The organism is Gracilibacillus salitolerans, assembly GCF_009650095.1.
Lineage (GTDB): Bacteria > Bacillota > Bacilli > Bacillales > Amphibacillaceae > Gracilibacillus > Gracilibacillus salitolerans.
Map to the genome: position 1 here is coordinate 3086910 of NZ_CP045915.1, position 12886 is coordinate 3099795.

Sequence of the window (12886 nt, forward strand, 5' to 3'; positions counted from 1 at the left end):
ATCTATTTATAAATTTGGCTTTTAGAATGCTCCTATTCGACGCGAGAGCTACCTTTTTTGAATTAATTCTAATAGGAAAGTTTAACCAGGTAAAAAGGCTGCAACTGATGTAGGTTGCAGCCTTTTTGTTTTAACCTCTTAATTCTGCCTGATGTTCATTAGCTACTGCTTCTAAAATCGCTTGGTAAGATGCCTCTACTTCATCGTCTGTCAGGGTTCTTTCCGGATCTTGGTAGAACAAGCTGAAAGCAATCGACTTTCTACCTTCTGCTAAGTGCTCCCCTTGATAGACATCAAATACTTGAATATCTTTAATTAATTCTCCACCAGCTTGTGCAATCGTTGCTTGAACTGCTCCTGCTTGAACAGCCTCATCGACAACTAATGCGATATCTCTTGTTACGCTTGGGTAACGTGGTATCTTAGCAAAACTTGGTTCGTTCTCATGAACTTCTAGGATATAGTCAAAATCGATATCAAACACGAACGTCTCTTTTAAATCATAATCTTTTTGGAATCGCGGATGCACTTGACCGGCAAAACCAATCGCACGATCGTTAATGAATAGTTGTGCTGTTCGGCCTGGATGCATACCATCAACTTTTGCCTGAGTAAACGTAACTTCAAGGTTTAATGATGTGAATAAAGCCTCTAAGATCCCTTTTACAACAAAGAAATCTACTGCTTTTTTCTCTTGCTGCCACGGATGAGTGAGCCATTCACCTGTTAGAGCACCTGCTAAACGTAAATTTTCGCGCGGTTGTTCTGTTACTTTTTCCTCTTTAGAAATGAAGATACTGCCTAATTCGTAATACGCTACGTTTGCTTGTTTCCGTGCTAAATTATAGGCAACAGATGATAACATTTCCGGCAAAATACTTAATCGTAATGTACTATGCTCTTCACTCATCGGCATTGCTAATGCGATAGAAGCAACCATCTCTTCAGCTACTTCCGGACTAACAAACTCCGTTGCACGTTCCTTGCTAGTTAACGAATAAGTTACTGTTTCGGATAATCCTGTACCTTCTAAGAAACGTTTGACATGACGTTTTAGTTCTTGCTGTTTCGATAGTCCTCCTGCTTGTGCACCACCACTTGGTAAGGTGAAAGGTAAGTTGTCATAGCCATAAATACGTGCTACTTCTTCTAACATATCTTCAAAAATAACAATATCCTGACGACGAGTTGGTGCGTAAACAGTAAATGTTTCCCCATCTTGATCAAAGTTAAAGTTTAATTTACGCAAAATATCAGCAATTTCATCACTGGAAATATTAGTACCTAAACGATCATTAATAATAGACGTCCAAATCGTTACAGTTTTTTCAGAATAATCTAATTGGTCAAATTCGACTATTCCGTCTAATACGGTTGCTCCTGCATATTCCTGAAGCAATTGACACGTACGCTCGCCTGCTTTACGGACACGATTTGGGTCTACTCCTTTTTCAAAACGATTGCTTGCTTCACTGCGTAAATCGAAATCTTTGGATGCTTTTCGGATCGTTTGACCATCGAAATAAGCTGCTTCTAATAAAACAGTAGTGGTTTGTTCAGAAACCTCTGAATCAGCACCACCCATAACACCTGCAAGGGCAACTGCTTCATTTCCATTGGTTATCACTAGATGTTCTTTTGATAATGTGCGTTCTTGATCATCTAATGTAACAATCTTTTCTCCTTCATTTGCCATTCTGACAACTACTTCATCTGACCCAAACTTATCAAAATCGAATGCATGTAATGGTTGACCATACTCTATTAGCACGTAGTTGGTAATATCTACCACGTTATTAATTGGTCGAATACCTGCTGCCATTAAGTAATTTCGCATCCATAATGGTGATGGACCTAGTTTTACATCTTTTATTAAAAATGCACCGTAATAAGGATTTTGCTCTGTAGCTTCTACTTTGACGGAAACATGATTCGCCGCTTTCCCTTCATCTGTATGATAGTTCGTATGGGGCAAGCGAATTGGCACATCTAAAATGGCCGCTACTTCATAAGCAACACCTAGCATACTTAATGCATCCGAGCGGTTTGGTGTTAAACCAAGTTCCATAATAATATCATCGAGATTCAGTAGTTCGTTTACATCTGCACCAATTTCTGCATCTTCGGGAAATACGAAAATTCCACTCGCAAATTCTTTTGGTACGAACTTTTCTTCTACACCTAATTCTTGCAGTGAGCAAATCATACCATTTGATTCCACACCACGTAGTTTTGCTTTTTTAATTTTAAAATTTCCAGGTAAAACGGCACCAGGTTTTGCTACTGCAACCTTTTGACCTGTTGCGATATTCGGTGCACCACAAATGATTTGCAATGTTTCGTCACCAACATTCACTTGACATAAATTTAATTTATCTGCGTTTGGGTGTTTTTCACAGCTTTCCACATAGCCAACGACTACATTATTCGCTGGACTTGCAAAGTGTTCTAACCCTTCTACTTCAATCCCTGATTTGGTAATACGTTCAGCCAAATCTTCCGGGGATAATTGATCGATATCTACATAATTTTTTAACCAATTCAATGATACAAACATGTTTTAGCCTCCTCCTTACGCTTGATGATACTGCTTCAAGAATCGAATATCGTTAGTATAGAAGTGTCGAATATCGTCAACACCGTATTTCAGCATAGCAATTCGCTCTGGTCCCATCCCGAAAGCAAAACCGCTGTAAACCTTCGGATCATATCCTGCCATTTCCAGTACACGAGGGTGTACCATTCCGGCGCCAAGGATTTCAATCCAACCGGTTTTCTTACATACACTACATCCTTTGCCGTTACACACTTTACAAGAGATATCCATTTCAACAGATGGCTCTGTAAAAGGGAAAAAGCTAGGACGTAAGCGAATTTGGCGATCTTCACCAAACATCTGCTTTGCAAAACGATCAAGTACGCCTTTCAAGTCACTCATGCGCACATTTTTGTCCACATAAAGCCCTTCAATTTGAGTAAATTGGTGTGAGTGTGTTGCATCATCCGTATCACGACGATACACTTTCCCTGGACAAATCATTTTTACCGGACGCTCTCCTTGAATCATGTTCATCGTACGGGCCTGTACTGGTGAAGTATGGGTACGCAATAATAATTCTTCTGTAATATAGAAGGAGTCTTGCATATCACGTGCTGGATGGCCTTTTGGCAGGTTTAGTGCTTCGAAATTATAATAGTCTGTTTCGACTTCTGGACCTTCTCGGACTTCGAATCCCATACCGATGAATAAGTCTTCGATTTCTTCGACAATGCTGGTTAAAAGGTGTGGTCCTCCTGTTGGAGCAGGTCGACCTGGTAACGTAACATCGATGGTTTCTTCTGCCAGTTGTTTTTCCAGTTCTGCTGCTTCGATGTCTGCTTTTTTGCTGTCGATAGCGTCTGCGATATTTCCTCGTACTTTGTTGGCTAGTTCACCAATAACTGGACGTTCTTCTTTCGATAATTTCCCCATTCCTCTTAATACTTCTGTTATGGGACCTTTTTTACCTAAGTAAGCAACTCTTACGTCTTGTAATTCTTTTAGAGATGTTGCTTCGTGTACTTTTTGTAATGCTTCTTTTTCTAATGCTTGTAGTTGTTCTTTCATTTTGTGAACCTCCTTTTTATTCTTGAAAAATGGATATACTTACCGCCGTAGATGCATAAAACATGGTAGAAAATAAAAAGTCCCGCCCCTATAAAAAAGGGACGAGACTGTATGTATCGCGGTACCACCCTAGTTGATATAGTCTAAACTATATCCACTCAAGTTAAAAGATAACGGCATAAACCGGAACACCTTTACTTGCCGTTGCCAGGCAAGGTCTAAGTGTCAGCTCCAGAGTGAAATTTCAACATGTAATCGTTAGAAACACTTCCAGTCTACGATGCTTCTTCCCTTGAAACGATTTTTTACACATTTACTCGCTCTTTCGACGCTTTTATAAATGTTTTTACTTCATATAGTATAAGCAAGCATTGCAAATGTTGCAAGTCCAACTGTTCATTTTTTTGCTACTTCATACATGAGAATAGCTGCCGCAATGCTAACATTTAATGATTCTGCCTGCCCGTATATCGGAATTTTTACATTTTGAGTTGCTTTTTGTATGAGAGCTGGATCGACACCAGCCCCTTCATTTCCGACCATAATAGCAAGTTTATTCGGGACTTCTAGTTCATGATAAAAAGTTGCATTCTCTAAGCCTGTTGACCATACTATTATACCTTCCTGTTGTAAACGATCGATTTCCTCCATTAAATCCGCTTCATAAATATGAAGGTGGAACATGGAGCCTTGGGTAGATCGAATGACTTTATCATTAAACAAGTCGACTGTTCCTTTTCCTAGGATTACCGTATCAAACCCTGCTGCATCTGCAGTTCGTATCATCGTTCCCAAATTTCCGGGATCTTGGACACGATCTACCAATAAGGCACGCTGACTGGAGCATTCACTGCTCTTGTTTTTAGACACAACTGCCAATATACCTTGTGGTGTTTTCGTATCTGTAAGAGCTGTCATCACATTATCAGACACTTCATAGGAAGGATAATGAAACCAGTCCGCATTTACTTCTACTCCTGTTTGATAAATGATTTCTATAATTTCCCAGTTGCTTTCATGTGCTTCTTCAATTAAATGAAAACCTTCAATCATAAATGTATCTTGTAGATCTCGTTCCTTTTTCTTTTTTAATTTTCGCCAATTCTTTACTTTTTCATTTTTAACAGATGTTAGCATACAACTCATTCCTCTTTTTTGATGTTTCTATCATACATATTAATCTTTATTAAGGTCAAACTATAATGAAAAATGTAAAAGATGGGGTGATAATATGGATTTAAATTTAAGAAAAGCAATCATGTCCAACGTGTCTGGTAATTCTGCTAATGATTTAGAAGCTACTATTGTCGATGCCATTCAGAGCGGTGAAGAAAAAATGCTTCCAGGTCTGGGTGTTTTATTTGAAATATATTGGCAACAAGCGGACGAATCGGAAAAAACAGAAGTTCTCGACGCGTTAGAACAAGCAGTTAATAAACAATGAGTCACAAGGACTTGACTTTGATCAAGTCCTTTAACTTTTTATTCATTATATTGCTTTTTGGTGTGAAAAATTGTATATTTATTATAGATATATTTTACCAAAAAGGGAGAGCGTTTCATTGAACGTACAATCCATTTATCATTTAATGCAAATGCAAGCAATGTCTACTGTTACGAGCACGACTAATTCCAATAATACAAATACTGATTTTAATCAATTATTTCAATCCCTAATCGGAAATTCACAATATACGAATACATCTAGCGATAGTGAGATTCCTGCAGCAAATTTTCTGAATAACCCTGAGTTGGCCCAATCGATAAGATCACAGGTAACTGCTAACTCGCTTACTGATATTTCAGATAGTACAGCTTTTAATCAGGATATTACTACTATTATCGACCAAGCAGCAACGCAATATAACGTAGATCCAAAATTAATTGATGCGGTAATCCAAACCGAATCAAATTATAATCAACATGCAGTCAGCCATGCTGGTGCTCAAGGATTAATGCAATTAATGCCTGACACAGCCAAAGGATTAGGTGTTCAAAATCCATTAGATCCTGCTGAAAATATTTTAGGTGGAGCAAAATATTTAAAACAAATGTTGGATCGATATGATGGGAATAAAACACTAGCATTAGCTGCTTATAATGCAGGTCCAGGGAATGTTGATAAATACAATGATGTTCCTCCATTTGCAGAAACGCAATCCTACGTACAAAAAGTACTCGGCCAATACTTAGCATAACAAAAGAGACTGGAACAGAAGTACTCGAATTATGCCAAAACACGAACATCAAGTTTGATGTTTGTGTTTTTTTTGTTCCTTGGAAAAATGAATATTTCCAAGGAAGAGAAAGAGAATTCCAAGGAAGCGGTGCACTTTTTTTAAGGAAGAAGCAACAAGTCCAGGAAATAGAGCATTGGTCCTATCCATATAAGAAAGACCCTCATATTCACGAAGGGATCACCCCTATAAATAGTGGTGATCCCAAACAATTCACTTATTTTACTGTGATGTTCTCTTGTGAACTACCTCTTATGAAAATGTGATATTATCTACCGTATCTTTATCCAACTTTTTAATTACTTCAACAATTAATTGAACAGCATTTTCGAAATCATCTTGATGTAAAATTGCAGCATGTGTGTGTATATATCTCGTAGCAATCGTAATCGATAATGCCGGTACACCGTTAGCTGTTAAGTGAATAGAACCAGAGTCGGTACCTCCACCAGCCAAATGTCCGAATTGGTATGGTATTTGATGTTGATCTGCTGTCTCAACAACAAAATCTCTTAGTCCTTTATGTGATACCATAGAAGCATCGTACAGGATTATTTGCGGGCCATCTCCTATTTTACTGTCTGCTTCTTTATCTGAAACACCTGGTGTATCTCCTGCAATACCAACATCAACCGCAAAACCAATATCTGGTTCAATCGCATACGCAGATGTTTTTGCACCACGTAATCCCACTTCTTCCTGTACTGTTGCAACACCATATACTCGGTTAGGGTGATCTTCTCCTTTTAATCTGCGTAATACTTCGATCGCAATCGCACAACCGATTCGATTATCCCATGCTTTAGCTAGTAATAATTTTTCATTTTTCATTGGTGTAAATTCGAAGTATGGCACAATCGAATCACCAGGTTTCACTCCAAATTCAGCAGCTTCTTCTTTGCTTGATGCACCAATATCAATAAACATGTCTTTGATGTCAACTGGCTTTTTGCGAGCTTCCGCTGATAAGATATGAGGAGGTTTTGAACCAATTACCCCTATAACATCTCCATTTTTGGTCAAAAGCGTTACTCGTTGAGCCAACATAACTTGACTCCACCAGCCACCAACCGTTTGAAAATAAACAAAACCTTTATCATCAATACGTGTAACCATAAAACCAACTTCATCCAAATGGCCGGCTACCATGATTTTCGGACCATTTTCATTCCCATTCTTTTCGGCGATTAAACTTCCAAGATGATCCGTATATACTTTGTCAGCATATGGTGAAATCCATTTCTTCATTACTTCACGGGCTTCTTTTTCATCACCTGGAATCGAACGTGCATCTGTTAATTCTTTTAACATGGTTAATTGCTCATAGTTTGACATATAGTTTTCCTCCTAGAAATTAATAACCTTGATTTTGTCGCTCAAAGTTAATTTTATTTTTATCTACATAGGCTTTTTTTATATCATGTGCAGAGAAGCCTAATTTTTCACCCAATGTTAAATATGTATCAAAGACTTGTTTAAACGCTTCTACCGACTGTTCTTCCTTCAACACAGAAATCGCTCGGAAAACGTGATGAAATAAGGCTGTTAAGTCTTGATCACTAACTTGATTACTTGACTCGTATTGATCTAGTCCTAATTCCAATCCTAATGATAATATAAAGTGGATACCATCTACATATTCCTCGGCAATGACGGCCTTTTCACTAGCTGGCTTCACACTCCAATACTTGAAGCATCTTGTTTCATTTGCTAATTCGCCAACTTCAACTGAAAGCGCTAATACCTTTTTATCAAAAACATTTTCGTTTTTCAAATCATGTTGTGCTAAAATATAATTATCTAATTCTCGCTGCATATCAAAAAGTGTTTGCCAATTCATATAGTTCTCCCTCTAGTTTTTGAATTTATTCTCATATTATAGCATGTTTGGTTTGTTTTTTTGAAACCAAAACATCGTTAAGTTCGTAAGCATACTTAGAAGTCTTGTATATTAGGAGTGGATACCTGTGATCGTTATTCTTTTTCGTTTTTTAGTAGTCATTGCTATGATTGTATTAATATATACCGCTTATAAATACATTGTTAATCCAAAGAGGAAACTGGAAGTTGCTCAGGAAAAGAGTGAATTCTATTTCCTTGATTACAATGATAATATTAAGAAAAATTTTTTTATTACGTATAAAGGATTTTTATTTGAAGGAGAAAAGTATTTGGGTACAACAGAAGAAGCCTTTGAGGTGATTAACATAGTGATGCACACGCGAAACCCAGAGAAATTAAAAGGGTTTGAGCGCAAGGATCTCTATTTCTTAGAAGAAGAAATATTGATTCGTTATCCTCACGCTGAAATAGAATGGAAATATCCAATTAACAAACTACATTTAAAATAATTCAGGCTGTGTTTTGCTGAAAAAAAGTTTGCCATTTAATAATTACCTGTTTCCTTCTCACGAAATAAGCCAGGATTATTACCATTACTACTAATGGAATTGCATAATAGATGGATATTTCTTGAATCGTTTTACCTAAGGTGGTATAAAAACAAGCAACTGGTATAATTGTTAAAAATGTTGTCCTTAAATAAGATGAAAAACTTACGGATTTTTTATATATGCAAAAAGACATAAGATGGAAGTGGATAAAAGGCAGCATCCTTAATAACATAATTTGAATGGTATTTAATGATAGTTCATCACCTAATAACTTTTCTTCCAATTGTTTACAGCGCTTTTCTAGGGCAGGTAACAAATGAATGATCAGGTAAAATAAAATGCTCGAAATCATTAAACCAATAATTGAATATACGGTACCAGCTAATAAGCCAAAAACAACGCCTCCTGTAATACACAGCAATAATACTGGAATAAAAAACAGTGGGCGAAGAATATGCACCATAATAAATAGCACAGGGGCTACAAATGCATAGCTTTCCATTACTTTAATTTGGCTAAGCATTTCTATTGGCATCATTCATCAGCTCCTTCTTTTTATTAATATGACAAGAGACGAGCCTTTATGACAGCAATTATATGTAAAAGGTGATGATCAATAGCCATTGAATAATTGCAATAAAAGGTAAACCGATTAGAAATAGTTTATGTTTGGTTTTATGTCGAAATGCATGCATCCCGATAGTGGCTCCAAGTGCACCTCCACTAATGGCAAATAGCCAGATTCGTCCTTCCGGTATACGCCATTTGTTCTTTCTTGCTTTCCTTTTGTCTATCCACATCGTCAGTAACGATATCATATTTATAATGGCTACATACATTAACATTTGATTCACAACCTTAATGAGTTTTTAGTTGTTGATATAATCTATCTATTTCTGCTTTTATATCTCGGTTAAAAAAGGATAGTATCCTCCTCTGTTTCTACAACGAGAGATTAGTGATTGCAGGTTTCGTAATATAAAAAACGGATAGCTCTAATCAGAACTACCCGTTATATATTACGATCTTATTTTAAAGCAGATTTTGCTTGATCTGCTAATTGTGCAAATCCTTTTTCATCACTTACAGCTAAGTCAGCTAGCATTTTACGGTTTACTTCAACACCAGCAAGTTTTAATCCGTGCATGAAACGACTGTAAGAAAGATCATTCATGCGTGCCGCAGCATTGATACGAGAAATCCAAAGTTTACGGAAATCACGTTTTTTCTGACGACGGTCACGATATGCATACTGACCTGATTTCATTACTTGTTGTTTTGCAGTTTTGAACAATGAATGCTTTGCACCATAATAACCTTTAGCTAACTTTAATATACGTTTACGACGTTTTCGTGTAACTGTTCCACCTTTAACACGTGCCATAATAATTCCCTCCTATAAATCAACGAATCTCATTCTGTTATTTTAATTACGATCTTTTCGCTTACCTGTGACCAGCGGCGATACTAGAAGTTCCCGTTCATCGAAAGTCATCATCGGCTCACAAAGCTCACCGTGCTTCCTCTCAAGCGCTACTTTTCTAATCGGTCACTTTCGCATTTCTACTTATTAGGTAGCATTTGTTTGATGCGTTTGTAGTCTCCAGCTGATACAAGAGCGGATTTACGTAGTTTACGCTTTTGTTTTTGAGACTTGTTTGCAAATAAGTGACTTGTATATGCATGGGAACGTTTTACCTTCCCAGAACCTGTCTTTTTCATTCTTTTAGCAGTTCCGCTGTGTGACTTCATTTTTGGCATTATTACTTCCTCCTTGAAACTAAATCTATTTAACTCATCGCTTGAGCTAGTTATTGCTTTTCGTTTACAGGGCCAAGCATCATGAACATACTGCGGCCTTCCATTTTCGCTCTTTGTTCAATAGTTGAAAGGTCTTTACATTCTTCTGCCATACGCTCTAATACTTTTTGACCTAATTCTTTATGGGTAATCGCACGTCCACGGAAGCGAATAGAGACTTTTACTTTGTCTCCTTTTGATAAGAATTTACGCGCGTTACGAAGCTTCGTATTGAAATCATGATCTTCAATACCCGGACTTAAACGAACTTCTTTCACGTTAATTACTTTTTGTTTTTTGCGTGCTTCTCTTTCTTTCTTTTGTTGCTCAAAACGGAATTTACCGTAGTCCATGATACGACATACTGGTGGTTTTGCTTTTGGTGCCACCAATACTAAATCAAGGTTTCTTGTTTGAGCAATTTCCAACGCTTCTTGACGAGATTTAACTCCTAATTGATCCCCATTTGAATCAATGAGACGCACCTCACGTGCTCGAATACTCTCATTGACATTCATATCTTTGCTAATAATCAGCCACCTCCGAAATTTAATAAAAGCGTAATGAAACATGATCTTTATTAACTAGACAAGTCTAAAAATTTCATTAAAAAAAGTGTCGGTACACATACTGCACCCACACATCCTGAATTTCATTACAAATAAGTCGGATTTTTTATACCTGTCAACTACACATTGGCGTCAATCAGGTGAGAAGCGGGTGCTCCTACTTGTCTCTTATGATCATATTTAATTCACTTTTAATATAATAACATCCTGATAAAATATTGTCAATATACTTTTATAAGCCTTATCTTAAACATAACCTAAATCTGCCACCGTAAATAGTATTGTAATTCACAAAAAGCTCCCAGTTCATCGAACGGGGAGCTTCAGGAATTATTTATTACGTAATACCTTGTTTTGGATTTCGTCTGAAATAAGTGTTTTAAATTCGCTTAATGCTAATGTTTCTGAATCTTTTTCTCCGTAGCGTCGGACGTTAACTGCATTTGCTTCTACTTCTTTATCACCGACAATAAGAGCAAACGGAATTTTTGCAGTTTGTGCTTCACGGATCTTATAACCAATTTTCTCATCACGCTCGTCTACTTCGACACGAACACCCGAAAAGCGTAATTCCTCTTCTACCTTCTTGGCATAATCAGCGTGTACATCTGCAGATACCGGTATAATTCTTGCTTGTACTGGTGCTAACCATGTTGGGAAGGCACCTTTATACTCTTCAATTAAGAAGGCTACAAAACGTTCCATTGTTGAAACGACACCACGGTGGATTACCACTGGACGGTGTTCTTTACCATCTTCACCGATATATGTTAAGTCAAAGCGTTCCGGTAAATGAAAGTCTAACTGTACCGTTGATAATGTTTCATCTTTACCTAGTGCAGTTTTTACTTGGACATCTAATTTCGGACCGTAAAATGCCGCTTCACCTTCTGCTTCTACATATTCCAGATTCATATCTTCCATTGTTTCTTTTAACAATGTCTGTGCCTTTTCCCACATTTCATCGTTATCAATATATTTTTCTGTATCTTTCGGATCACGATAAGACAAGCGAAAGTAGTAATCATCAATTCCGAAATCTTTGTAGACATTTTCTACAAGCTGTACGACGCGAACAAACTCATCTTTTATTTGATCTGGACGAGCAAAGATATGTGCATCATTCAAGGTCATTCCACGTACACGCTGAAGTCCTGCAAGTGCCCCAGACATTTCGTGTCGGTGCATTGTACCTAACTCAGCTATACGCACAGGCAAGTTACGGTAACTGTGTAATTCATTTTTATAAATCATCATGTGATGTGGACAGTTCATTGGACGCAAGATAAGTTCTTCGTTATCCATCTCCATTGGAGGAAAATTATCATCTTTATAATGATCCCAATGACCACTTGTTTGGTACAATTCTTTGCTACCTAAAACAGGTGTATATACGTGGTTATAACCAAGACGCTCTTCTAAATCGACAATATAACGCTCAATAGTACGGCGAATAGTGGCCCCTTTCGGTAACCATAGTGGTAAACCTTGTCCTACTTTTTGAGAGACAGTAAATATGCCAAGCTCTTTTCCTAGTTTACGGTGATCACGCTCTTTCGCTTCTTCACGTAAGCGTAGATATTCATCTAACTGACCTTGTTTCTCAAATGCTGTTCCATAAATACGTTGGAGCATTTGATTATTGCTGTCACCGCGCCAGTAAGCACCAGATATACTTAATAATTTAAATACTTTGATTTTGCTTGTCTGAGGTACGTGGACACCACGGCATAGGTCAAAGAATTCTCCCTGCTGATAGATCGTTACTGTCTCATCTTCAGGAATCGCATCCAATAACTCAAGTTTTAAGTCATCACCGATTTCCTCATAGATCGCTTTTGCTTCATTTCGACTGACTTCTTTACGGACTATTTCCAAATTTTCATCAACGATTCGTTTCATTTCTTTTTCGATACGTGGAAGATCCTCCGGTGTAATTGTTTCTTCCATATCGATATCATAATAGAAGCCATCCTCAATTGTCGGTCCTACACCAAGCTTAACATTGTCATAGAGGCGTTTAACCGCTTGTGCCATCAAATGGGCTGTCGAGTGTCTTAAAATATTAAGTCCTTCATCCGTTTTGATGGTAACGATCTCGATCGCCCCATCCATTTCTAATGGAGTACGCAAATCGTAAAGCGTATCATCTAATTTAATGGCTAATGCCTGCTTTTTTAAACCTGGTGAAATCGATGCAGCAATCTCTTCACCTGTTGTTCCATGATCAAAAGGTTTTACTGTTCCATCTGGAAACGTAATATGAATCTTACTCATCTG

General features: G+C 37.4%; 14 protein-coding genes and 2 other annotated features. Of the genes, 3 read left to right on the plus strand and 11 right to left on the minus strand.

The annotated features are described in order from the left end of the window. Window positions 1-130: 130 nt before the first annotated feature. The 3 genes from pheT to GI584_RS14895 form a co-directional block, all read right to left on the minus strand. Window positions 131-2557, minus strand: coding sequence for a phenylalanine--tRNA ligase subunit beta (pheT, locus tag GI584_RS14885; RefSeq protein ID WP_153791702.1), 2427 nt, complete (start codon window positions 2555-2557; stop codon window positions 131-133). 15 nt (window positions 2558-2572) lie between these two features. Further along, window positions 2573-3607 carry a phenylalanine--tRNA ligase subunit alpha gene (pheS, locus tag GI584_RS14890; RefSeq protein WP_153791703.1) on the minus strand — a complete coding sequence of 345 codons (1035 nt, stop codon included), beginning with the start codon at window positions 3605-3607 and terminating at the stop codon, window positions 2573-2575. Between the two features lie 94 nt (window positions 3608-3701). Continuing rightward, window positions 3702-3945 (minus strand) — a binding site (T-box leader). 58 nt (window positions 3946-4003) lie between these two features. Further along, on the minus strand, window positions 4004-4744 hold the full coding sequence (locus GI584_RS14895; protein WP_100359967.1) for a TrmH family RNA methyltransferase: 741 nt from the start codon (window positions 4742-4744) through the stop codon (window positions 4004-4006). Between the two features lie 94 nt (window positions 4745-4838). On the opposite strand from GI584_RS14895, the gene sspI reads away from it, so the two are divergent. After that, window positions 4839-5051, plus strand: a complete 213-nt coding sequence (sspI, locus tag GI584_RS14900; protein WP_153791704.1) for a small acid-soluble spore protein SspI — start codon at window positions 4839-4841, stop codon at window positions 5049-5051. A gap of 118 nt (window positions 5052-5169) precedes the next feature. Continuing rightward, the gene (locus tag GI584_RS14905) at window positions 5170-5805 is read left to right on the plus strand and encodes a lytic transglycosylase domain-containing protein (protein ID WP_228552249.1); all 636 of its coding nucleotides are present in this window, start codon (window positions 5170-5172) and stop codon (window positions 5803-5805) included. 291 nt (window positions 5806-6096) lie between these two features. On the opposite strand, the gene GI584_RS14910 is transcribed toward GI584_RS14905, so the two are convergent. Together GI584_RS14910 and GI584_RS14915 are read right to left on the minus strand one after the other, a co-directional pair. Next, window positions 6097-7179 (minus strand): M42 family metallopeptidase, encoded by a 1083-nt coding sequence (locus GI584_RS14910; RefSeq protein ID WP_153791705.1) that lies wholly within the window; start codon window positions 7177-7179, stop codon window positions 6097-6099. Between the two features lie 19 nt (window positions 7180-7198). After that, complete coding sequence (locus tag GI584_RS14915; RefSeq protein WP_100359964.1) at window positions 7199-7684, minus strand: dUTP diphosphatase; 486 nt, start codon at window positions 7682-7684, stop codon at window positions 7199-7201. Window positions 7685-7811: 127 nt separating this feature from the next. On the opposite strand from GI584_RS14915, the gene GI584_RS14920 reads away from it, so the two are divergent. Further along, entirely contained in the window at window positions 7812-8195 is a 384-nt protein-coding gene (locus GI584_RS14920; RefSeq protein WP_100359963.1) for a sigma-w pathway protein ysdB, read from the plus strand. Between the two features lies 1 nt (window position 8196). Here the strand turns inward: GI584_RS14920 and GI584_RS14925 are convergent, their stop codons facing one another. From GI584_RS14925 to thrS, 6 genes are all read right to left on the minus strand, one after another. Further along, on the minus strand, window positions 8197-8775 hold the full coding sequence (locus GI584_RS14925; protein ID WP_153791706.1) for a TVP38/TMEM64 family protein: 579 nt from the start codon (window positions 8773-8775) through the stop codon (window positions 8197-8199). Window positions 8776-8830: 55 nt separating this feature from the next. Further along, window positions 8831-9082 carry a DUF1294 domain-containing protein gene (locus tag GI584_RS14930; RefSeq protein WP_153791707.1) on the minus strand — a complete coding sequence of 84 codons (252 nt, stop codon included), beginning with the start codon at window positions 9080-9082 and terminating at the stop codon, window positions 8831-8833. A 182-nt stretch (window positions 9083-9264) separates the two neighbouring features. Further along, window positions 9265-9621, minus strand: a complete 357-nt coding sequence (gene rplT / locus GI584_RS14935; RefSeq protein ID WP_100359960.1) for a 50S ribosomal protein L20 — start codon at window positions 9619-9621, stop codon at window positions 9265-9267. Between the two features lie 179 nt (window positions 9622-9800). Beyond that, window positions 9801-9998: a 50S ribosomal protein L35 gene (gene rpmI, locus GI584_RS14940; RefSeq protein ID WP_153791708.1), complete on the minus strand. Its 198-nt coding sequence runs from the start codon at window positions 9996-9998 to the stop codon at window positions 9801-9803. Between the two features lie 50 nt (window positions 9999-10048). After that, window positions 10049-10555 (minus strand): translation initiation factor IF-3, encoded by a 507-nt coding sequence (gene infC, locus GI584_RS14945; RefSeq protein ID WP_153791709.1) that lies wholly within the window; start codon window positions 10553-10555, stop codon window positions 10049-10051. A gap of 85 nt (window positions 10556-10640) precedes the next feature. Beyond that, window positions 10641-10775, minus strand: a sequence feature (ribosomal protein L20 leader region). 161 nt (window positions 10776-10936) lie between these two features. Then, the gene (thrS, locus tag GI584_RS14950) at window positions 10937-12883 is read right to left on the minus strand and encodes a threonine--tRNA ligase (RefSeq protein ID WP_153791710.1); all 1947 of its coding nucleotides are present in this window, start codon (window positions 12881-12883) and stop codon (window positions 10937-10939) included. Between the last annotated feature and the right edge of the window lie 3 nt (window positions 12884-12886).

Coding starts and splice junctions, on each gene's coding strand:
- pheT (WP_153791702.1), bottom strand. CDS start 2,557: ATGTTTGTATCATTGAATTGGTTAAAAAATTATGTAGATATCGATCAA.
- pheS (WP_153791703.1), bottom strand. CDS start 3,607: ATGAAAGAACAACTACAAGCATTAGAAAAAGAAGCATTACAAAAAGTA.
- GI584_RS14895 (WP_100359967.1), bottom strand. CDS start 4,744: ATGCTAACATCTGTTAAAAATGAAAAAGTAAAGAATTGGCGAAAATTA.
- sspI (WP_153791704.1), top strand. CDS start 4,839: ATGGATTTAAATTTAAGAAAAGCAATCATGTCCAACGTGTCTGGTAAT.
- GI584_RS14910 (WP_153791705.1), bottom strand. CDS start 7,179: ATGTCAAACTATGAGCAATTAACCATGTTAAAAGAATTAACAGATGCA.
- GI584_RS14915 (WP_100359964.1), bottom strand. CDS start 7,684: ATGAATTGGCAAACACTTTTTGATATGCAGCGAGAATTAGATAATTAT.
- GI584_RS14925 (WP_153791706.1), bottom strand. CDS start 8,775: ATGATGCCAATAGAAATGCTTAGCCAAATTAAAGTAATGGAAAGCTAT.
- GI584_RS14930 (WP_153791707.1), bottom strand. CDS start 9,082: ATGTTAATGTATGTAGCCATTATAAATATGATATCGTTACTGACGATG.
- rplT (WP_100359960.1), bottom strand. CDS start 9,621: ATGGCACGTGTTAAAGGTGGAACAGTTACACGAAAACGTCGTAAACGT.
- rpmI (WP_153791708.1), bottom strand. CDS start 9,998: ATGCCAAAAATGAAGTCACACAGCGGAACTGCTAAAAGAATGAAAAAG.
- infC (WP_153791709.1), bottom strand. CDS start 10,555: ATGAATGTCAATGAGAGTATTCGAGCACGTGAGGTGCGTCTCATTGAT.
- thrS (WP_153791710.1), bottom strand. CDS start 12,883: ATGAGTAAGATTCATATTACGTTTCCAGATGGAACAGTAAAACCTTTT.